This is a genomic window from Frigoribacterium sp. R86507 (assembly GCF_044597695.1).
In the GTDB taxonomy this organism is placed as follows: Bacteria; Actinomycetota; Actinomycetes; order Actinomycetales; family Microbacteriaceae; genus Frigoribacterium.
Window position 1 is genome coordinate 899,013 of sequence record NZ_CP139002.1, and the last position, 20,360, is coordinate 919,372.

Annotated in this window: 21 protein-coding genes; 16 read left to right on the top strand and 5 right to left on the bottom strand. The window is 73.0% G+C overall.

What is annotated here, in order from left to right; genetic code table 11:
* Nucleotides 1-25 precede the first annotated feature (25 nt).
* From SJY14_RS04395 to SJY14_RS04445, 11 genes are all read left to right on the top strand, one after another.
* Complete coding sequence (locus SJY14_RS04395) at nucleotides 26-1,327, top strand: sugar ABC transporter substrate-binding protein (protein ID WP_369813660.1); 1,302 nt, start codon at nucleotides 26-28, stop codon at nucleotides 1,325-1,327.
* Nucleotides 1,328-1,476: 149 nt separating this feature from the next.
* On the top strand, nucleotides 1,477-2,349 hold the full coding sequence (locus SJY14_RS04400) for a carbohydrate ABC transporter permease (protein ID WP_152970376.1): 873 nt from the start codon (nucleotides 1,477-1,479) through the stop codon (nucleotides 2,347-2,349).
* A 136-nt stretch (nucleotides 2,350-2,485) separates the two neighbouring features.
* Nucleotides 2,486-3,241 (top strand): carbohydrate ABC transporter permease, encoded by a 756-nt coding sequence (locus tag SJY14_RS04405; RefSeq protein WP_218141852.1) that lies wholly within the window; start codon nucleotides 2,486-2,488, stop codon nucleotides 3,239-3,241.
* 165 nt (nucleotides 3,242-3,406) lie between these two features.
* Complete coding sequence (locus SJY14_RS04410) at nucleotides 3,407-4,462, top strand: glycosidase (protein ID WP_396599899.1); 1,056 nt, start codon at nucleotides 3,407-3,409, stop codon at nucleotides 4,460-4,462.
* 108 nt (nucleotides 4,463-4,570) lie between these two features.
* Nucleotides 4,571-6,667, top strand: a complete 2,097-nt coding sequence (locus tag SJY14_RS04415) for a hypothetical protein (protein ID WP_396599900.1) — start codon at nucleotides 4,571-4,573, stop codon at nucleotides 6,665-6,667.
* 111 nt (nucleotides 6,668-6,778) lie between these two features.
* The gene (locus SJY14_RS04420; RefSeq protein WP_396599901.1) at nucleotides 6,779-7,309 is read left to right on the top strand and encodes a helix-turn-helix domain-containing protein; all 531 of its coding nucleotides are present in this window, start codon (nucleotides 6,779-6,781) and stop codon (nucleotides 7,307-7,309) included.
* Entirely contained in the window at nucleotides 7,306-7,629 is a 324-nt protein-coding gene (locus SJY14_RS04425) for a DUF86 domain-containing protein (protein ID WP_396599902.1), read from the top strand. Before SJY14_RS04420 ends, SJY14_RS04425 begins: the two co-directional genes overlap by 4 nt.
* Before the next feature lie 40 nt (nucleotides 7,630-7,669).
* On the top strand, nucleotides 7,670-7,915 hold the full coding sequence (locus SJY14_RS04430; RefSeq protein WP_396599903.1) for a hypothetical protein: 246 nt from the start codon (nucleotides 7,670-7,672) through the stop codon (nucleotides 7,913-7,915).
* 129 nt (nucleotides 7,916-8,044) lie between these two features.
* Nucleotides 8,045-8,650: a 2Fe-2S iron-sulfur cluster-binding protein gene (locus SJY14_RS04435; protein ID WP_071256349.1), complete on the top strand. Its 606-nt coding sequence runs from the start codon at nucleotides 8,045-8,047 to the stop codon at nucleotides 8,648-8,650.
* Nucleotides 8,647-9,774: an FAD binding domain-containing protein gene (locus SJY14_RS04440; protein ID WP_396599904.1), complete on the top strand. Its 1,128-nt coding sequence runs from the start codon at nucleotides 8,647-8,649 to the stop codon at nucleotides 9,772-9,774. Before SJY14_RS04435 ends, SJY14_RS04440 begins: the two co-directional genes overlap by 4 nt.
* Entirely contained in the window at nucleotides 9,771-11,903 is a 2,133-nt protein-coding gene (locus tag SJY14_RS04445; RefSeq protein WP_071256351.1) for a xanthine dehydrogenase family protein molybdopterin-binding subunit, read from the top strand. The genes SJY14_RS04440 and SJY14_RS04445 overlap by 4 nt, the downstream gene beginning before the upstream one ends.
* A 73-nt stretch (nucleotides 11,904-11,976) precedes the next feature.
* On the opposite strand, the gene SJY14_RS04450 is transcribed toward SJY14_RS04445, so the two are convergent.
* Nucleotides 11,977-12,951, bottom strand: a complete 975-nt coding sequence (locus tag SJY14_RS04450) for an XdhC family protein (protein ID WP_396599905.1) — start codon at nucleotides 12,949-12,951, stop codon at nucleotides 11,977-11,979.
* A gap of 144 nt (nucleotides 12,952-13,095) precedes the next feature.
* Here SJY14_RS04450 and SJY14_RS04455 point away from each other — a divergent pair, with 144 nt between their 5' ends.
* Nucleotides 13,096-13,746 (top strand): NTP transferase domain-containing protein, encoded by a 651-nt coding sequence (locus SJY14_RS04455; RefSeq protein WP_396599906.1) that lies wholly within the window; start codon nucleotides 13,096-13,098, stop codon nucleotides 13,744-13,746.
* Between the two features lie 17 nt (nucleotides 13,747-13,763).
* Here the strand turns inward: SJY14_RS04455 and SJY14_RS04460 are convergent, their stop codons facing one another.
* Complete coding sequence (locus tag SJY14_RS04460) at nucleotides 13,764-14,738, bottom strand: hypothetical protein (RefSeq protein ID WP_396599907.1); 975 nt, start codon at nucleotides 14,736-14,738, stop codon at nucleotides 13,764-13,766.
* Nucleotides 14,739-15,059: 321 nt separating this feature from the next.
* Here SJY14_RS04460 and SJY14_RS04465 point away from each other — a divergent pair, with 321 nt between their 5' ends.
* Nucleotides 15,060-15,578, top strand: coding sequence for a DinB family protein (locus SJY14_RS04465; RefSeq protein WP_396599908.1), 519 nt, complete (start codon nucleotides 15,060-15,062; stop codon nucleotides 15,576-15,578).
* Between the two features lie 213 nt (nucleotides 15,579-15,791).
* A complete protein-coding gene (locus tag SJY14_RS04470) occupies nucleotides 15,792-16,337 on the top strand; it encodes an MOSC domain-containing protein (RefSeq protein WP_396599909.1) in 546 nt (181 codons plus the stop codon).
* A 48-nt stretch (nucleotides 16,338-16,385) separates the two neighbouring features.
* On the opposite strand, the gene SJY14_RS04475 is transcribed toward SJY14_RS04470, so the two are convergent.
* Entirely contained in the window at nucleotides 16,386-16,775 is a 390-nt protein-coding gene (locus SJY14_RS04475; protein ID WP_054147090.1) for a DUF2256 and DUF3253 domain-containing protein, read from the bottom strand.
* Between the two features lie 227 nt (nucleotides 16,776-17,002).
* Between SJY14_RS04475 and SJY14_RS04480 the strand changes: the two genes are divergently transcribed.
* Nucleotides 17,003-17,743, top strand: a complete 741-nt coding sequence (locus SJY14_RS04480; RefSeq protein WP_396599910.1) for a DUF805 domain-containing protein — start codon at nucleotides 17,003-17,005, stop codon at nucleotides 17,741-17,743.
* Between the two features lie 313 nt (nucleotides 17,744-18,056).
* Nucleotides 18,057-19,355, top strand: coding sequence for an MFS transporter (locus SJY14_RS04485; protein WP_396599911.1), 1,299 nt, complete (start codon nucleotides 18,057-18,059; stop codon nucleotides 19,353-19,355).
* Between the two features lie 257 nt (nucleotides 19,356-19,612).
* Here the strand turns inward: SJY14_RS04485 and SJY14_RS04490 are convergent, their stop codons facing one another.
* Both SJY14_RS04490 and SJY14_RS04495 read right to left on the bottom strand, forming a co-directional pair.
* Nucleotides 19,613-19,738: a hypothetical protein gene (locus tag SJY14_RS04490; RefSeq protein WP_255349713.1), complete on the bottom strand. Its 126-nt coding sequence runs from the start codon at nucleotides 19,736-19,738 to the stop codon at nucleotides 19,613-19,615.
* Nucleotides 19,739-19,852: 114 nt separating this feature from the next.
* Nucleotides 19,853-20,335: an Asp23/Gls24 family envelope stress response protein gene (locus tag SJY14_RS04495; RefSeq protein WP_396599912.1), complete on the bottom strand. Its 483-nt coding sequence runs from the start codon at nucleotides 20,333-20,335 to the stop codon at nucleotides 19,853-19,855.
* Between the last annotated feature and the right edge of the window lie 25 nt (nucleotides 20,336-20,360).

The following is a 20,360-nucleotide window of genomic DNA, read 5'->3' on the forward strand; positions in this document are numbered from 1 at the left end:
CACCACCCCACCCAAGGAGAACATCGTGCAACGACGCACACGCTTCACCCGCCGTGCCACCCTCGGCGCGACCGTCCTGGTCGCCGCCCTCGGCCTGACCGCCTGCTCCGGTGGCGGCGGAGCCTCGAGCGACGCCCTGACCGCCAAGGGCCCCATCACGATCTGGTACTCGAACAACGAGCAGGAGGTCACCTGGGGCAAGGCCATGGTCGAGGCCTGGAACGCCGACCACCCCGACGAGCAGGTCAAGGGGCAGGAGATCCCCGCCGGCAAGTCCAGCGAAGAGGTCATCGGCGCCGCCATCACGGCCGGCAACGCTCCCTGCCTCGTCTACAACACCGCCCCCAGCGCGGTCGGGCAGTTCCAGAAGCAGGGCGGCCTGGTCGACCTGTCGAGCTTCGACGACGGCGCGAGCTACATCGAGGAGCGCAGCGGCGACCTCGCAAAGCAGTACCAGGACGCCGACGGCAAGTACTACCAGCTGCCCTGGAAGTCGAACCCGGTGATGATCTTCTACAACAAGGACCTCTTCACCAAGGCCGGCCTCGATGCCGAGAACCCCGACCTGTCGACCTACGACGACTTCCTCGCGACGTCGAAGACCCTGGTCGACGCGGGCGTCTCGAAATACGCCATCCACCCGGCGCCGACGAGCGAGTTCTTCCAGTCGCAGTTCGACTTCATGCCGCTCTACGCGGCCGAGACCGGCGGCACCGGCCTCGTCGAGGACGGCAAGGCGACCTTCGCCGACACCGCCGGCGAGGACGTCGCGACCTTCTGGCGCTCGCTCTACGAGCAGGGACTGGCCGGCCAGGAGCAGTACACGGGCGACTCGTTCGCCGACGGCGAGGCCGCGATGTCGATCGTGGGGCCGTGGGCCGTCTCCGTGTACGAGGACGTCAACTGGGGTGCCGTGCCCGTCCCGACCAAGGACGGCACGAGCGCCGACGAGACCTACACGTTCAGCGACGCGAAGAACGTCGGCATGTACACGGCCTGCGAGAACCAGGGCACGGCGTGGGACTTCCTGAAGTTCTCGACCAGCAGCGACCAGGACCGCGCCCTGCTCGAGACCACGGGCCAGATGCCGATCCGCACCGACCTGGCCTCGACCTACGCCGACTACTTCGACGCGAACCCCTCGTACGCGCTCTTCGGCGACCAGGCGGCCCGCACCGTCGAGGTGCCGGCCGGCCCGAACACCGTGGCCGAGCTGCAGGCGTTCCGCGACGCCTGGTCGAGCAGCGTGATCTTCGGCAAGGGTGACGTCGACTCGTCGCTGAAGGACGCCGCGGACAAGATCGACGAGCTCGCGGCCCAGGGCTGATCGTGTCCACCGTGCACGAGGCGGCGGCAGCGTCGCCGACCGCCGGACGAGCCGAGGAGGCGCACCGCGCCTCCTCGGGGGGTCCCGGCTCCGGGCACCGGGCGGGCCGTCGCCGCGACGACGACCCGCGCGGGCGTCGGCGGGGCGGCCTGCTCGGCAAGCACCCGCTCGGCCTGCTGTTCAGCGCGCCGTACCTGGTGTTCGTGCTGGCGGTGTTCGCGTACCCGTTGGTCTACGCGGTCTACATCGCGTTCCACGACTACTTCTTCACGGCGCCCGGTGCCGTCGTCGCGCGGCCCTTCGTCGGCCTCGAGAACTTCGTCACCGCGTTCACCGACCCCGCGGTCATCCGCTCGTTCGGCAACGTCGGCGTCTTCCTGGTGATCAACGTGCCGCTGACCGTCGTGCTGAGCATGGTGCTCGCCACGGCGCTCGACAAGGTCGCGCACTTCCGGGGCTTCCTGCGGGTGGCGTTCTACGTGCCGTACCTGACGGCGAGCGTCGCCGTCGTCGCGGTCTGGCTGTTCCTGTTCAACGGCGACGGCCTGGTGAACAACCTGCTCGGACCGCTGGCCCCGACCCCGTCGTGGCTGATCAACTCGGCGTGGGCCATGCCCTCGATCGCGCTGTTCGTCACGTGGAAGCAGCTCGGGTTCTACATCCTGCTGTACCTCGCGGCACTGCAGAACGTGCCGAAAGAGCTGTACGAGGCGGCCTCGAGCGACGGTGCCGGCCCGATCCGGTCGTTCTTCACCGTCACCGTCCCGGGCGTGCGGCCGGCCACCGTGCTCGTGCTGCTCGTCTCGACCGTCACGGGGGCGAACCTCTTCACCGAGCCGTACCTGCTGACCGGGGGAGGCGGGCCGAACGGCGCGTCGACCTCGCCCGTGTTGCTGATGTACCAGAAGGGCATCGAGCAGGGGAACCCCGACCAGGCCGCCGCGATCGGCGTCGTGCTCGTGATCCTCGTGCTGGTCATCGCCCTGCTGCAGAACCGGTTCGCCGGCGGAAAGGAGGACTGACATGACCGTCTCCGACGAGACCACCGCCCGCCCCCGGCGGATCGCGAAGAAGCCGCCCCTGACCCGGGCCCAGACCACGTCGCGTGGCGTCGTGCTCGCCCTCGGCGCCCTGGCGTTCCTGTTCCCGTTCTACTACATGGTGATCGGCTCGCTGCAGACCAAGCCCGACCCGACCGTGGCCGGGGCGTTCCCGCACCCGTCGAACCTGACGGTCGAGAACTACGCCGCGATCGACAGCCGCATCGGGCTGCTGAGCGGCCTGCTCAACTCGGGCATCTTCACGGTCGGCGTGCTCGCCTGCACCCTCGTGTTCGGCGTGCTGGTCGGCTACGCGCTGGCCGTACTGCAGTGGCGCGGTCGCGGGGTCACCTTCGCGTTGGCGCTGCTGGTGCAGGTGGTGCCGTTCCAGCTGTTGATCATCCCGCTGTACGTGCTCATCGCGCGCAACTACGGGCTGAGCGACAACTACCTCGGCATGATCCTGCCGTTCGCCATCAACTCGACGGCGGTGATCATCTTCCGGCAGTACTTCCTGCAGCTGCCGAAGGAGCTCTTCGAGGCGGCACGCATCGACGGCACCGGCGAGTTCCGGCTGCTGTGGAACATCGCGTTGCCGCTCGTGCGCCCCGCGCTGGTCACGGCCCTGCTGCTGACCTTCATCGGCCCGTGGAACGAGTTCCTCTGGCCGTTCCTCATCACCAAGGAGGCGTCGATGCAGCCGCTCGCCGTGTCGCTGGCGAACTACATCAGCAACGTGGCGGCGACCGCGGCGAACCCGTTCGGCGCGACCCTCGCGGGCGCCGTCGTCCTGGCCGCACCGGTCGTGCTGCTGTTCATCGTGTTCCAGCGCTACTTCATCTCGACCGACGTCGGCTCGAGCGTGAAGGGCTGACCGACCGCCCACCACCCGAGGAGGCGCGGTGCCCGACCACCGCTCGCCGCGCCTCCTCGGCTCCCCGCCTCCAGACCGGGTCGCCGTGCCGGCGGCCCCCACCGCAGGAGGTGCGGTGCGATCCCCCTCGCGCCGCGCCTCCGTCGCTTCTCGAAAGGGCCTCCCATGGCTGACTTCCCGTACCGACTGACCCGCCTGGGCGTCGTGATGACGCCCGACCCCGACTCGCCCGACGAGGCCGAGGGGGTGCTCAACCCCGGCTCGGGGCGCGGGCCCGACGGCGAGCTCTACCTGCTGCCGCGGCTCGTCGCCACGGGCAACGTGTCGCGGGTCGGACTGGCCCGGGTCGTCGTCGAGGACGGCGTGCCCGTGGGCGTGACCCGCGAGGGCGTCGTGCTCGCCCCCGACCGCGGATGGGAACGCGGAGCGACCCACGCCGGCGTCGAGGACCCCCGCGTCACGTGGATCGAGGAACTCGGGCTGCACGTCATGACGTACGTCGCCTACGGGCCGCTCGGGCCACGCACCGCGGTCGCCGTGAGCGACGACCTGCGCGACTGGCGCCGGCTCGGGCCGGCCACCTTCGAGTACGTCGACGAGCTCGACACCGACCTCGGACTGTTCCACAATAAGGACACCGTGTTCTTCCCGTCGCCGGTCACCGCGCCCGACGGCGTGCGCAGCTTCGCCGTGCTCCACCGACCGATGTGGCACATCGGGGCGACCGTTCCGGGCGAGGGCAGCCCGCTGCCGGCCGGCGTCACCGACGGGCGGCACTCGATCTGGATCAGCTACGTGCCGGTCGACGCGGTCGCCGCCGACCCTCGGGCGTTGGCGCGCTGGGGGCAGCACCGGTTCGTCGCCGGCCCCGAGTTCGCGTTCGAGGAGCTGAAGATCGGTGGCGGCCCGCCCCCGCTGCGCGTCGACGAGGGCTGGTTGCTGCTGCACCACGGCGTCACGGGCGTGATCGACGACGCGTTCGCCCAGCAGCAGAACGTGAACTACGCGGCGGGCGGCATCATCCTCGACGCCGACGATCCGTCCCGCGTCGTCACCCGGTCGGAGGTGCCGCTGCTCGAGGCCGAGACCGCCGACGAACGCGACGGCATCGTGCCGAACGTCGTGTTCCCGACCGCCATCGAGGAGGTCGACGGCGTCCGGTACGTGTTCTACGGCATGGCCGACTCGAAGATCGGCGTCGCTCGCCTCGACCGAGCCTGAGGCCCCTCGCACACCGACGTCGAGCACGGACCGACGTCGAGCACAGCCCGACGTCGACCACGGCCCGACGACGACCACGGACCACTGACAAGAAGGAGGCGGTCGACGATGATCGCACGCAACTCACGATGGACTGGCGCGGCGCTGGCCGCGGCCCTGGCGACCGTGCTGGGGGTGACGGGGGCGCTGCCGGCTGCCGCCGCGCCTCCTGGTCCGGCGGCTGCTCCGAGCGGTACGGCTGCGCCGGCCGTCCCGACGGCCGCACCGGCCGTCGCGCCGCTGACGAACCTGGCGCACCTGGACTTCCTGCTCGACCGGACGACGCCCGCGCCCGAGGCCGGGCACTCGACCTACCGGCAGAGCACGGAGCCGACGCTCACGGTGCCGTGGACCTACGCCGACGCCCGCGACGGTGGCACCTTCGCCCGGGTGGGCGGCGGTCCGCTCGACCCCGCGACCGGGTACTGGGGGCAGGGCGCCTACAACAGCGACGACGTCTCGCGGACGGCCGTCGTGTACCTGCGCGACTGGCAGCAGACCGGTTCGGAGGCGAGCCGGGACAAGGCGTACGAGCTGTTGCGCGCGACCGCGTACTTCCAGACCACCACCGGTGACGACGCCGGCAACGTCGTGCTCTGGATGCAGCCCGACGGCACCTTCAACCGCAGCCCGGTGCCGGTCGAGTTGCCCGACCCCTCCGACAGCGGCAACAGTTACTGGCTGGCCCGGAGCATCTGGGCGTTCGGCGAGGGATACGCCGCGTTCGCCGACGAGGACCCCGAGTTCGCCGCGTTCCTGCAGCAGCGTCTGCAGCTCGGCGTGACGGCGCTGAAGCGCGAGACGCTCGCCCGCTACGGGCAGTACGACGTGGCCGACGGGGCGAAGGTGCCCGCGTGGCTGATCGGCTCCGGTGCCGACGCGTCGGCCGAGGCCGTCCTCGGGCTGGCCGCCTACTCGGCCGTCGTGCCGGGTGACGCGGCCTCGCGCACCGCGCTGACGCAGCTCGCCGAGGGCGTCGCCGCGATGTCGTCCGGCGACGGGCAGACCTGGCCGTACGGAGCCGTGCTGCCCTGGGCGAAATCCCGCTCGATGTGGCACGCCTGGTCGTCGCAGATGCCCGTCGCCCTGGCCCGGGCGTCGACCGTGCTCGGCCGACCCGACCTGCTGAAGCCCGCCGTGCTCGACCAGACGTCGTTCACGACGACGCTGCTCACCGCGAGCGGGCCCGACAACGCCTGGTACCCGACGCCCGTCGACCAGACGCAGATCGCCTACGGGGCCGACTCGCGGCTGCAGTCGGCGCTCGCCGTGGCCGGCGCCGGTGCGGGTGCGCCGGGCCTGAAGCGGATCGCGGCCGTCGCCGCGAGCTGGTACTTCGGCACGAACCGCTCGGGCACCCCCGTTTACGACCCGGCCACCGGCGTGACGTTCGACGGCGTGCAGGCCGACGGCACGGTGAACCGCAACAGCGGTGCCGAGAGCACGATCCACGGCCTGCTGTCGATGATCGCGCTCGACGGTGCGCCCGACGTCTCGGCCGAGGCGCAAGGGCTGACGAGCGTCACGTCGCGTGACGGCCTGACGGTGGTCGAGGCCGAGACGGCGGCGCCCACGACGGGCACGGTCGTCACGCCCGACTCGGCGTGGACGGGCGAGTCGCAGTACGGCGGCGGCTCGGCCCTGCGGCTCGAGCCCGGGCAGAGCGCGACGATCGCGGTGCCCGCGGGCTCCGGGTTGCGGCACGTCGAGCCGGTGCTGCTGGCCGCCGAGGGAGTGCGGTCGACGTCGGTCTGGAAGGCGGGACGCGTGCCCCTCGGGACGCTGACGACGCAGGCCGGGGCGCAGGGCGTGACCGCCGCCTCCGGGGCCTTGCTGCCCCAGACGCTCCCGGTGCCGATCGGTGCGGGAGCGACCGCGATCACCGTGACCGCCGGGCGGAACGCGACCGTGGTCGACGGCCTGATCGTGCGGCCGCTCGTCCAGCGACTCGTGCTCGCGGGCACGGCGGCCGACGGGCGGGCGACGACGACCGAGCTGCTGTCGTCGACGTCCCGGCTGCCGCTGCCGGCCTCGGTCGGCGTCCGTGGCACCCGGTCGTCGGTCTCGTCGTACGACGCGCAGGGCCGACTCGTGCAGCAGCGCGACGTGCAGGGCCGCAGCCTCGTGCTGGTGAAGCCCGGCGGCTTCGCCGTCCTCACCCGGTAGCGCCCCCGCCGAGACCCCAGGAACCCGCTCAGACCCCACGCCGCGCGCGAGGGTCTCGGCAGGTTCCTGGGGTCTCGTCGCGCGCCATGCACGATCGTATATAGTTCGATCATGATCACCACGGATGTTGGTTCGCGTTTGCGCGAGGCACGGGTCGCCGCGCGGCTGACGCAAGGCGAGGTGGGGCGGAGGGCAGGGCTGCCGCAGAGCGCCGTGTCGAGGTACGAGAACGGCTCGAAGACCCCGTCGTTGCCCGTGCTCGAGCGTCTCTTCGAGGCGTCAGGCCTCGACCTGGCGCTCACGCTCACGCCGTCTCGTCCTCGGACGTCCACGACCGCGTCCCCGTTCGTCGGGCCCGTGGGGCGCAGCGTGCAACCACGCCGTGCCGAACTGCGATCGTTCTTCGCGCACGAGGGGTTCGGCTCGCCCCAGGTCTTCGGCAGTGTCAGCCGAGGCGACGACCGCGCCGACAGCGACCTCGACGTCGTCGTCGACCTGCCCGATGGCCTCGGGTTGTTCGGGCTGGCGGCGGCTGCGCGTCGGGCGAGCGACATCGCCGGGGTCGTGGTCGACGTCGTGCCCCGCGACGGCCTGACCCCCGAGGTCGCCGAAGCGGTCTCGCGCGACGGGGTCGCCCTGTGAGCCGCCACGATCGGGCACGGCTGGACGACATCGCCGCCGCCCTGGCCGCCGTCGAGGCTCATCGGCGACGTGGCGACCTCACCGACGGGCTCGTCTTCGATGCCGTGCGGGTCCGCCTCATCGAGATCGGCGAGGCGGTGAAGGGGCTCTCGTCCGAGACGACGAGCAAGGCGCCCGAGATCCCCTGGGCCGACGTCGCCCGCATGCGTGACTTCCTCGCCCACCGGTACTTCGACACCTCGCACTCCGTGGTGGCGCACACCGTCGACCACGACCTGCCGGTGCTGTCGTCCGCCGTCGAGCGGCTGCGTCGCGGGTGACGCGCTCCGCGGACGAGGAGGCGCGGGTACGGTCGAGCGCATGAGCGACGACACGCAGACCCCCGGTCCCGACGGCGCCGGCCGTGACACGAGCCCGGGGCACGAGGTCGACCACGACCCGACCGGCATGACCGACGACGAGAAGCGGCACGACCAGCTGACCCGCGCCCCGAAGTCGGACGAGTCGGACGCAGCCCCGCGCATCACGACCGAGGACCGCGGTGACGGCGTCACCCGCATCGACGTCGCCGACACCGCGAAGGTCCGCCCGGGCAAGGCCGACTGACGCGGGGTGCCGGTCGGCGGGCCGCCTGCGGCGGCCGACCCGCGCCTCCTCGGCACCTCCCGCCGCCCTGCGCTTCGCAAACGGGACAGCACATGGGCACCCGCCTGCCCCCGGGCATACCGTGCACGCATGGTGTCCCAGGTCAGCGTAGAAACCAGTCCACCGAGCGCGGGCGCGAACCCGCCCGGCGTCCCGACGACGACGATCACGCTCGACGTCAACGGCAGCCCGCGCCGGCTCGAGGTCGACAACCGCACGTCTCTGCTCGACGCCCTGCGGGAGCGCCTCGATCTGACCGGCTCGAAGAAGGGCTGCGACCACGGCCAGTGCGGCGCCTGCACGGTCCTGGTCGACGGGCGACGCACCAACAGCTGCCTGGTCCTCGCCGTCAGCGCCGAGGGCAGTGACGTCACCACCGTCGAGGGGCTCGCCGACGGCGACGCCCTGCACCCGGTGCAGCAGGCGTTCCTCGACCGGGACGCCTACCAGTGCGGCTACTGCACGCCGGGCCAGATCTGTTCGACGGTCGGCATGCTCGAGGAGGCGCGGGCCGGCATGCCGAGCCACGTCACCACCGACATCACCAACGGCGAGATCGACCTCGACGACGAGGAGGTCCGCGAACGTCTCAGCGGCAACCTGTGCCGGTGCGGGGCCTACATGAACATCGTCCCGGCCGTGCACGACGCGGCCTGCGCGCACGACGCCGATGCGACCGAGGGAGCCACCCGATGAAGACCTTCGAGTACGAGCGAGCGACCGACGTCGCCTCCGCCGTCGCCACCCTCGACCGCACCCCGAACGCCAAGCCCTTGGGCGGCGGCACGAACCTCGTCGACCTGATGAAGCTAGGCGTCGAGCGGCCCGACCTGCTCGTCGACGTCAGCCGCGTCGACTTCGGAGGGGTCGACGAGCTGCCCGACGGCGGCCTCCGCATCGGCGCGGGGGTCCGCAACAGCGACCTCGCCGCGCACCCTCTCGTCCGCACCCGCTACCCGGCGCTGACACGGGCCCTCGTCAGCGCGGCCTCGGGTCAGCTGCGCAACCAGGCGACGACCGGCGGCAACCTGCTGCAGCGCACCCGGTGCACCTACTTCATGGACACCACGAAGCCCTGTAACAAGCGCGAACCCGGCACGGGCTGCGGCGCCGTCGCCGGGCTGTCGCGCGAACTCGGCATCCTCGGCGTCAACGACCTCTGCATCGCCACGCACCCGGGCGACATGGCCGTCGCCCTCGCGGCGCTCGACGCGGTCGTCGTCTTCGAGACCGTCGAGGGCGAGCAGCGCCTGCCGATCGACGAGTTCTTCCGTGAGCCGGGCGACGACCCGACCCGCGACACGAACCTGCCGGGCGGAGCGCTGATCACCGCGGTCGAGCTGCCGTCCCTGCCGGTCGCCACGAACTCCACGTACCGCAAGGCGCGTGACCGCCGGTCGTACGCCTTCGCCCTCGGCTCGGTCGCCGCCGCCCTCTCGGTCGACGAGGCCGGTCTCGTGACCGACGTGCGCATCGCCCTGGGCGCCGCGTCGCCCGTGCCCTGGCGTGCCCGCAAGGCCGAGGAGGCGCTGGTCGGCTCTCCGGCGACGCCCGCCTCGTTCGCGGCCGCCGCGCAACTCGAGCTGGCCGCCGCGACGACCACCGAGCAGAACGCCTTCAAGGTGCCGCTGCTGACCCGGCTCGTCGTGGGCGTGCTGAGCGAGCTCGCCGGCCTCGACCACGAGGGTGACGACCCGGCCGAGGACGTCGACCCGTCGCCGTTCCGCCCGACCGGCGCCAACGGGTCGCCCCGTCGCGTCGCGGCCGACGTCGAGCCCGGCACCCGGAATGCCACCGGCACCGAGGGGAGCGCGTCGTGACCGCCGTCGACGTCGTCACGCCGGTCGACACGAGCGTCCCCACCGGTCTCGGCGCCCCCGTCGCCCGGCTCGAGGGTCGGGACAAGGTGACGGGTGCCGCCCGGTACGCCTACGAGCACACGCCCGACGGCGTGCTGTACGGCTGGATCGTGCAGTCGACGGTGACGACCGGCACGATCACCGGCTCGAACCGCGACGAGGTGCTCGCGATGCCCGGCGTGCACGACGTCATCACGTACGAGCAGGCTCCACACCTCGAGGACGCCGAGGACGGCGAGCTGCTCGTCCTGCAGTCGGCCGAGGTCGCCTACCGCGGCCAGCCCGTCGCGCTCGTGGTGGCCGACACCTTCGACACCGCCCGCGAGGCCGCGTCGGCGCTCGCCTTCGAGTACGACGAGGGCGGCATCGACGTCGTGCTGAGCACCGACCACCCCAGCCTCTACGCCCCCGAGACCGTCAACGCGGGCTTCGAGACCGACACCTCGCAGGGTGACGTCGACGCGGCGATGGCCGATTCGTCCGTCGTGATCGACGAGACGTACGAGACGGCGGCCCTGTTCAACAGCCCGATGGAGCCGCACGCCACGGTCGCCACCTGGTCCGACGGCGAGCTCGACGTGCTCGACTCGAACCAGGGCACGAGCGGCGTCGCGACGTCTCTCGCCACGCTGTTCTCGCTCGACCCGTCCGCCGTGCGCGTCCGTGCCCAACACGTCGGCGGCGGCTTCGGTTCGAAGGGCTCGGCCCGCCCGGTCGTCGTCCTAGCCTCGATCGGAACCATGCTCACCGGTCGTCCGGTGAAGGTCGCCTACACGCGACAGATGATGTTCGCGATCGCGGGCTACCGCACGCCGACGATCTCGCGCATCCGCCTCGCCGCCGACTCCGAGGGGCACCTTTCGGCGCTCTCGCACCAGACGTACTCGCACTCGTCGACGCTGCAGGAGTTCACCGAACAGACCGCCGAGCCGACCCGCCACCTGTGGGCCGCTCCCAGCCGTCTGATGACGCACCGGCTCGCCCGACTCGACGTCCCGACGCCGCGCTGGATGCGTGCGCCCGGCGAGGCGCCCGGCATCTACGCCGTCGAGTCCGCGATGGACGAGCTGGCGCTCAAGCTCGACCTCGACCCGGTCGAGCTGCGCGTCCGCAACGAGCCCGAGGTCGACCCGCACACCGGGCAGCCGTTCAGCAGCCGGCACCTCGTCGACTGCCTGCGGCGTGGGGCCGAGCTGTTCGGCTGGGACGGCCGCGACCCGCGTCAGGCCGTGCACCGGGTCGGACGCTGGCTGGTCGGCACGGGCGTCGCCGCCGCGACGTATCCCGCGAGCGTGATGCCCGCGGGTGCCCGGGTCACCGCGCTGCCGGGTGGTCGCTTCGAGGTCGGCGTCAACGCGACCGACATCGGCCAGGGGGCCCGCACCGTGATGGCGCAGATCGCCGCGGCCGAGCTGGGGGTGCCCCTCGACCTGGTCGACCTGCACATCGCCGACAGCCGGCTGCCGACCGCAGGCGTGGCCGGCGGCTCGTCGGGCACGGCGTCGTGGGGGTGGGCGGTGACCAAGGCGAGTCGGCAGGTGACCGAGTTGCTCTCGCAGGGCCAGCCCGTGCCTCCGGAAGGTCTCGAGGTCGTCGTCGACATCGAGGAGGACATCGCCGCGATGAGCGACCACTCGCGCTTCGCCTACGGCGCCCAGTTCGTCGAGGCGCGCGTGGACCTCGACTCGGGTGAGGTCGTCGTGCCGCGGATGGTCGGCGTCTTCGCGGCCGGGCGCATCATGAACGCCCGCACGGCCCGGTCGCAGTTCGTCGGCGGCATGACCATGGGCCTGTCGATGGCGTTGCACGAGCACGGCATGCTCGACCCGACCCAGGGCGACTACGGCAACCACGACTTCGCGACGTACCACGTGGCGGCCAATGCCGACGTGGGCTCGATCGAGGTCGAGTGGCTCGACGAGGAGGACCCGCACCTCGCCCCGATGGGCGGCAAGGGCATCGGCGAGATCGGCAACGTCGGCGCGGCCGCCGCCGTGGCCAACGCCGTCGCCCACGCGACCGGCATCCGGGTGCGCGACCTGCCGATCCAACCCGACAAGCTGCTCGCCGGCCTGCCGACGCGGTACTGACACCGAGACCCCACGAAGTCGCCGAGACCCCCGTGCGCGCACGAGGGTCTCGGCGAGTACCTGGGGTCTCGCCTCAGCGGATCAGGTGGATGCTGCCGTCACGGTCGCGCAGCGGGGCCCGTGAGGCACCCGAACGCACGGCGAGCACCTCGGCCAGGATCGACACGGCGGTCTCCTCGGGCGTGCTCGCGCCGAGGTCGAGCCCGATGGGGGAGTGCAGGCGGGCCAGTGCGTCCGGCCCCACGTCACGCGACCGCAGTGCGGCCATGCGGCGGTCGTGGGTCGTCCGCGAACCCATCGCCCCGACGTACGCCGCGGGCGAGGCCAGCGCCGCCTCGACCAGGTCGGCGTCGAACCGTTCGTCGTGCGACAACACCGCGATCACGGTGCGCTCGTCGACCTCGGTGCGCGCCAGGTAGTTCGGCGGCCACTCGACGACGACCTCGTCGGCCGACGGGAAACGCTCGCGGGTCATGAAGACCGGGCGCGGGTCGCACACCGTCACGCGGTAGCCCAGCACCGCCCCGGCGTTGCAGAGGGCGACGGCGAACTCGACCGCCCCGAAGACGAGGAGGCGCGGCGGCGGCACCGAGCGCTCGCTGAAGACCCGCAGACCCTCGCAGTCGTCGACGGTCGGCACGACCTCGCCGGTGCGGACCGGTCCGAGTACGACGTGGGCCGACGCCTCCCGCCCGGCGGCCGCGTCGCGGAGGGCGGCGATCGTCTCGGCGTCGTCGGGGGTGACGAGCCGGGCGAGCACCTCGATGCGCCCGCCGCAGCTGAGCCCGACCTCGAACGCCGTCTCGTCGCTGAACCCGAACGTCTCGAGCTGCGGCGTGCCGTCGTCGAGCACCCGCGTGCAGATCTCGTAGACCGCGCCCTCGACGCAGCCGCCCGAGATGCTGCCGATCACGGTGCCGTCGACGGTGACGGCCATCGACGTGCCGACGGTCCGGGGCGCGCTGCCCACGACCGACACGGCGGTCGCGACCGCGAGGCGCTCGCCGGCGTCGAGTCGCGCCAGCAGGCGGTCGGCGATCTCGAACACGGGACTCCTCGGGGGCGGCGTCGGGTGGCGCCAGGTCTCGATGGTGCCACGGCCCGGGCCCCGGGGCACACCGCGCCGCCGGACGTTCGCCGCGTGGACCGTCGGACGATCGGCCCCGGCGCACGGCCTGACTAGCCTGATCGCATGCCCGACGCCGCCCGCCCGACGACCGCCGACGCGCCTCCCGCGACGGTCGGCCTCCTGCTCGCGGCCGGTGCCGGGACGCGCATGGGCCGCCCCAAGGCGCTCGTGGTCGACGAGCGCGGGCCCTGGCTGACCCGGGCCGTGGGGACGCTGCTCGACGGGAGCTGCGACCGCGTCGTCGTCGTGCTCGGTGCGGGCGCGACCGAGGCGCGAGCGCTGCTGGCCGCCGACCCGCGCCTCCTCGGGGTCGACGGTCGGGCGAGGGTGTCGGTCGTCGTCGCGGACGACTGGGCCGACGGCCTCGCGGGGTCCCTGCGGGCCGGGCTGGAGGCGCTCGCCGCGGGGGACCCCGAGGAGGCGCGGCTCGCCGTCATCACGCTGGTCGACTACCCGGGTCTGCCGTCGTCCGCCGTCGCGCGGTTGCTGTCACCCCCGGCCGCCGACGTACCGCTGGGCCAGGCTGCGCTGCGCCAGTCCGTCTTCCACGGACGCCCGGGTCACCCCGTCGTGGTCGGTCGCTCCCATTGGTCGGCTCTCGCGGCGTCCCTCACCGGGGATCGCGGGGCGGGCCCGTACCTGCGAGCCCACGCCGCCGACCCGGTCGACTGCTCCGACCTCTGGGACGGCCGCGACGTCGACGCGCCCGCCTGACCCGGCTTCACCTGGGTTCAGTTGCACTTCCCGCTGCCGCTGTAGCACGGGGTGTAGTTCGCGGGCAGGGGTTCCTGGCGCGGTGCGGGGGACTCCCACCGGTCGCCGGGGACGGGTGCGCCGACGGCACCGATCACGACCAGCCCGGCGACGACGACGGTCGCCACGACGACGCCTCGGTGCCCGGCGGTGATCGCGGCGAACAGCGCCACGACCAGGCATGCCAGGCAGGCGACGAGGGTCGTCAGCCAGCTCTGTGCGGCTTCCTCGCTGACCGTCACGGGTGAGCCGAGGAGGCTGAACTCGGCGGAGAACCACTGCCCGGCGAGCGAGAGCGTGAGCACGATGCCCGCCGCGAGGGCGAGCGCCTCGACGATCACGGCGACGCGGTGCACGAGGTGTCGGGGCGCCCGGGCCGCGGGGGCGTCGACGGTCGCGTGCTCGGCCGGACGTGCTCCGTCGCCGGGCGCGCGCTCGGCGGGCCGTGCTCCGGCACCGGACGACCCGTCGCCGCTGCCACGGCCCGACCGCGCGGCGAGCACGACGAAGGAGGCCAGGCCGACGGTCGTGACGAACGGCAGGCTGACGAAGACGACCGTGGGCAGCGTGTAGAGGGAGAAGCCCGCCCGGAGGCCCGACGTGATGCCCGACCCGACGGTGAGCTCGACGCCGGCCCGGGCCACGGCCGCCGCGGCGACGTAGAGCCAGGCCCGGCGTGACGCGGGGACGTCGGACCACCGCCACGCGACGAGCACGGCCAGGACGGCCCACACGACGAAGGGCACGAGCGAGGTCTGCGCGAGCGCGGCCGGCAGCTCGAGCAACGACGCCACCACGCGGCCGGCCGAGGCCGTCACGGTGAAGAGTGCCCCGCCGATGACGAGCAGGGCCGCGGTGGTGGCGATCACCCAGGCCACCTCGCGGCGGTCGACCCGCCGCCGAAGGTTCGCCGCCGCCCCCGCGAGCCGGCCCTCGTGCTGAGTGTTCGTCATGGGTCGACGCTAGTGGCGGGTCGCGGGGCCGACGTCATCCCGGAGGCGGATGTCGGTCGTGCGACGGCCCCGGCACGAGCCGCCGTCCTGCGAGCACGTCCCCGCCCCGCCATGCTCCGCCCCGCCCTGCCCTGCCCCGCCCTGCCCTGCCCCGCCCCGCCCCGCCCCGCCATGAACCCGGTTTCGAACCGCGCACCCGGTAGCAACTGGGTGCAGGGTTCGAAACCGGGTTCATCGCGGGGTCGCGGTTGGCGCCGGGGGCACCGACGTCGGCAGGATCTCGATGGTGCGTGCCGGGCCTTGCGTCCTAGCGTCGGTCCCATGCCGATCACTCCCGACACGAAGAACTGGACCTGGGTGCTCGAACGCCCCTGCGCCGACTGCGGCTTCGACCCCGCCGAGGTCGCGTTCCGCGACGTGCCGGGCCTCGTCCGGGAGAACGCCGCCGCCTGGCCCGCCGAGCTCGCCCGGCCCGACGCCCGCACCCGGCCCGACGACGCCACGTGGTCGCCGCTGGAGTACGGGGCGCACGTGCGCGACGTGTTCCGGATCTTCGACACGCGCCTCCGGCTGATGCTGGCCGAGGACGCGCCGACCTTCGCGAACTGGGACCAGGACGCCACGGCGCTCGACGACGACTACGCCGCCCAGCAGCCCGCGGTGGTGGCCGACGAGCTCGCGGCCGCCGCCGCCGTCGTGGCCGACGCGTTCGAGTCGGTGCCCGACGACCAGCTCGGTCGCACCGGCCTGCGCAGCGACGGCTCGGCCTTCACGGTCGACTCGCTCGCCCGCTACTTCGTGCACGACCCCGTGCACCACCTGCACGACGTCTGCCGTTGACCGGCGCCCCGGCAGGCAGAGCCGACCCGAGGCACCCCGGGCCCTCGTCGCACCGCCGACCGAACGTCGCACCGCCTGTTTCGACGGTGCGATGTCCATTCGGCGGTGCGACACCACCCGGGCCAGCCCCCGACCCCGGCCGACGCCGACGCCGACCCCGCCCGGGCACCCGCACCCTCGACCCCGGCACCCGACGCGGGCAGACTGGGCGACATGACCCGCGCCTCCGTCCTCTCGGTCAACGTCGACGACGCCCACCGGTTCAGCAAGCCGCCCGTCGAGCGGGTCACCCTGCTCGCCGGGCTCGGCGTCGAGGGCGACGCCCACCTCGGACGCACGGTGCAACACCGCTCTCGCGTCGCCCGCGACCCGAACCAGCCCAACCTGCGGCAGGTGCACCTGATGCACGCCGAGCTCTTCGCCGAGCTGGCCGCCCACGGCTACGACGTCGGGCCCGGCGACCTCGGCGAGAACGTCACCACGCACGGGGTCGACCTGCTCGGCCTGCCCGTCGGCACCGTGCTCACCCTCGGTCAGGAGGCGCGGGTCGAGATCACCGGACTCCGCAACCCGTGCCTGCAGATCGACCGCTTCGAGTCGGGCCTGCTGAAGGCCGTGGTCGGACGCGACGAGGCGGGCGAACTCGTCCGCAAGGCGGGCGTCATGGGCGTCGTGCTCACCGGGGGAGAGGTGCGACCCGGCGATCCCGTCGGCGTCGACCTGCCCGCCGAGCCCTGGTCGGCGTTGCAGCCCGTCTGATCCCCGTCGTTCGGCCCGCGCGTCCCGCTCACGGCGTCGCCGCGAGGCTCACGACCGGTGCCGACGGATGCGGATCGGACCCTTCGCCGTCGACGGGTCGACGACCGACCCGCCCTGCGTGATGTCGACCTCGCCCGCGGCGACCAGGCGTCGGGCCGCGCGGCGCACGGGCTCCATGAGGCCGCGCCAGGCGTCCTCGTCGTCGGGGTGCAGCGACCGCGCGACGTCCGACGGGCAGATCGTCGAGGTCGCCGCCCGGGCCGCCAGCAGGTCACGGATGCGCTGCTCGAGCTCGCGGTCCTGGGCCGTCACCTTGCGCTTGCGGCACGCGTCGCTGCAGTACGCGACCTCGTCCCAGTTCGACGCCCACTTCTTGCGCCACTCGATGGTGCGTCCGCACGATCGGCAGGTCTTCGGGTCGGGGGTCGCGGCGCTCATGCTGACAGTCAACGCGGGAGGCGCGGTGAGCGTTCCCGGGGACGCGCCCGTCGGTCCCTCCGCTGCGGACCGGACCCGCGCCTCCTGACCGTGCGGCATCGCGTGTCGTGCACCGCCCCGCGACGGGTCGAGGTGCCTTGCACGAGACGCGGTGCGACGCTGCGTCGGGGACATCTCGTCCGCGTGGGGGATGGAGGCGCGGGCACGGTCGGCGTACCGTCGTGCGGATGACCAGGGGCACGGCAGCAGGCCGAACGAACGGGGGCACGGCGGCAGGCGCGACGAGCGGCTCGTGGTTCGAGGTCGACCGGCTGCCGCTGCCCGGGGCCACGCCGATGCAGGCGGTGCGCCGGTTCGTCGGCAACGCCTACGTGGTGCACGCCCGGGCGGGCCGCGCCGAGTTCTGGTGGATCTCGCTCTTCCAGACCGTGCTCGGGCTCGTGGTCAACCTCGGCGTCGGGTCGCTCGTGCGCGGGGCGAGCGTGGTCTCGTGGTCCGTCGGGGCCTACGGCTCGTCGTTGTTCGCGCCCTGGCCGGTCGTCGTCCTCGGTCGCCCGGCCGGTGCGGGCCCGGGCGCCAGTCTGAGCCAGGGTGCCTCCCTCGAGGTCGGGCAGTTCTCGATCGGACCGTTCGGGCCCGCGGGCCCGGCGTGGGGAGGCATGACCTGGGTCGCCCTGGTCTGGGGGCTGTGGTGCCTGATGACCTTCGTGCCCATGGCGACGTTGACCATCCGGCGCCTGCACGGCGCCCGGGCCTGGGGGTGGGGCTGGTTCTGGCTCGGGGCGCTGATCCCGTTCCTGCAGATCGTCGTCGTGTTCCTGCTCGCCCGCGAGACCCAGCCGCCGAGCGCCCGTTTCCTCGAGCGCGACCGCGACCGTGACCGCGACCGCGCGCGTGACCGCGCACCCGACGCGGTCGACGACGCCGGAATCGAGCCCCCGCGGCCCGACCCGCCCCGCGCCTCCTGACGCCACCGCACCGCGTTTCGTGCACCGCACCGCGACTAGACGAGGTGCGGTGCACGAAACCCGGTGCGGTGCCGCACGCCGGGCCCCTGGCCAGGCCGGTCGGCAGCGGGTAGACTCGACCTCGGTCGGGCGGTACTCCCGGCCCCGGGCGTGCACGACAGCGCGCAGTCGGGATCACCATCCTCCCCGAGTCACCCACGGTCACCAGCGGCACGAGTCGCGAGGGCCGTGCCGCCGACAGATCGTCACGATCAGCCGGCCCGTGGCCGCCATCGGGTCGAGAGAACGGCGCCCGCCGACCACCCCAGGTTCCATGACACTCGCACCCCCGCGCCCCACGGCGCCCACGTCCACCCCGTCCGCCCGTTTCCCGTGGGCCGGCCTGATCGCCATCGCCGTCGCCACGTTCCTTTCGATCTCGGGCGAGATGCTGCCGACCGGCCTGCTGCCCGAGATGAGCGCCGACCTCGGCGTCACCGAGTCGAGCATCGGCCTGCTCGTCAGCGTCTTCGCCTTCACGGTCGTCCTCACCAGCACCGGACTGACCCACCTCACCCGCCGCCTGCCCCGGCACCTGATCGTGGTCGGCCTGATCGTCGTCCTCGCGATCAGCGCTGGCCTCACCGCCATCGCGCCGACCTACGAGCTCGTGCTCGCGAGCCGCGTGCTCGGTGGTCTCGCCCACGGCATGTTCTGGGCGATCGGTGGTGCCTACGCCGGTCACCTCGTGCCGCGGGCCCAGGTCGGCCGGGCGCTCGCGGTCGCGATGAGCGGCGGCACCCTCGCGTTCGTGCTGGGCGTCCCGCTCGGCACGGCGCTCGGTCAGGCCCTCGGCTGGCGTGAGGCGTTCGGCATCCTCGCCGGGCTCATGGCGCTCGGCGCGGTCTTCGTCTACAAGTTCCTGCCGCCGGTCGGTCGGGGCACGGCGCACGAGTCGACGCCGGAGCCGGTGACCGACGCGGTCCCGACGCTGGTCGACGGCACCGCGCCTCCGACGGGTGCTGCCGTCCGTCGTCGTCGCGCGCTGCCGAAGCCGAGCGTGCTCGGTGTCGTGCTGAGCTGCGTCATCACGGCGGTGTTCATGATCGGGCACTACTCGTTCTTCACCTACATCACGCCGTACCTCGTGCGGTCGACCGGGGTGCCCGAGCAGGGCCTCGCCGGGTGGCTCTTCGCGTTCGGCATCGCCGGGGCCGTGGGACTCGGCATGGTCGGCTGGTTCCTCGGGGCGCGGCCGCGGGTGAGCATCCCCATCGGGGTGGCCGTGGTCGGGCTCGCCGTGACCGGCATGCTGCTGTTCGAGGGCATGCTCGTGCCGTCGCTCGTGGCGTTCGTGCTGTGGGGCGTGACGTTCGGGGCGCTGCCGCCGCTGTTCCAGACGCGCATGCTGCAGGTCGCCCCCGAGCGGATGCGCGACCTGGCGAGCGCGTTCTACACGACCGGCTTCAACGCCGGCATCGGCGGAGGAGCGCTGATCGGCGCGCTCGTGCTCGACGGGTCCGGGCTCGACTCGCTGCCCGTGCTCTACATCGTGGTGGCCGCGGTGGTGCTGGTCGCGGTGCTCGCGAGCGACCGCCTGCTCGCGCGCCGCTCGGCCGGCCGCGTCGCCTGAGCCGCGCGCCGCTCGGCCCGCCGCACCGCCTGAGCCGCGCGCCGCTCGGGCTGCCGGCCTCGGCGTTCGCCGTCAGCACCGCAGGACGACCGCGCTTTCCCTGATCCGGCACGTACCGGATCGTCGGTGCCTTGATCCGGTACCTACCGGATCAAGGCGGGAGAGATGCCGCCCCCCGGGACGACGAAAGACGCAGGAGGCGCGACTCGCGTGAGTCGCGCCTCCTGCGTCCGAGGCGTTGCGGGGCGTGCGGTGGGTCAGCGGCGCCGACCGGGCTGCTGGTAGCCGCCGGCCTGGCCGTTGCCGCCGCCGCGCTTGTTCATGATCTTCTTGATGACGAAGCCCACGATGAGCGGGGCGAAGCGTCGGAGCAGTGATGCCATGGGGTGCCTCCTGGGGCGATGGTGCACGGGTCGTGCGGTCGAGCCGGTCGGCTCGGTGGGGTGCGGCCCGCGATGGTGCGGGAGACGATCGTGTCGGGACGACCGCCGCAGCTACTACTGAACCCGCTGCGCGTCGGCTTTGTCGCCCTTGTCGTCGTCGTCCTGGCCGGCGATGAAGATGTCGCTGACCTCGATGTTGATCTCGACGACCTCGAGCCCGACCAGCTGGGTGATGGCGTCGGCGACGGCCCGGCGGACGTCGTCCGCGACCTTCTGCACCGACAGCGGGTAGTCGACGACGATGCTGAGGTCCGCCGCGGCCTGGGTCTCGCCGACCTCGACCTTGACGCCCTGGCCGTGGTCCTGCTGGCCGACGGCGTTGCGCAGCGCACCCACGGCACGCGAGGCGCCGCCACCGATCGAGTGGACGCCGGGCACCTGGCGGGCGGCGATGCCCGCGACCTTGGCGACGACGCCGTCGGCGATCTGCGTGGTGCCCGCGGCGTCGGACGACACGGTCGACGCACCGTCGACGCGTGCGACGCCGTCGACGCGCGAGCTGGTGGTGGCGGTGGTGGGAGTGGCGGTGTTCGACATCTCGGGTCCTCTTTCGGCTGGGGGA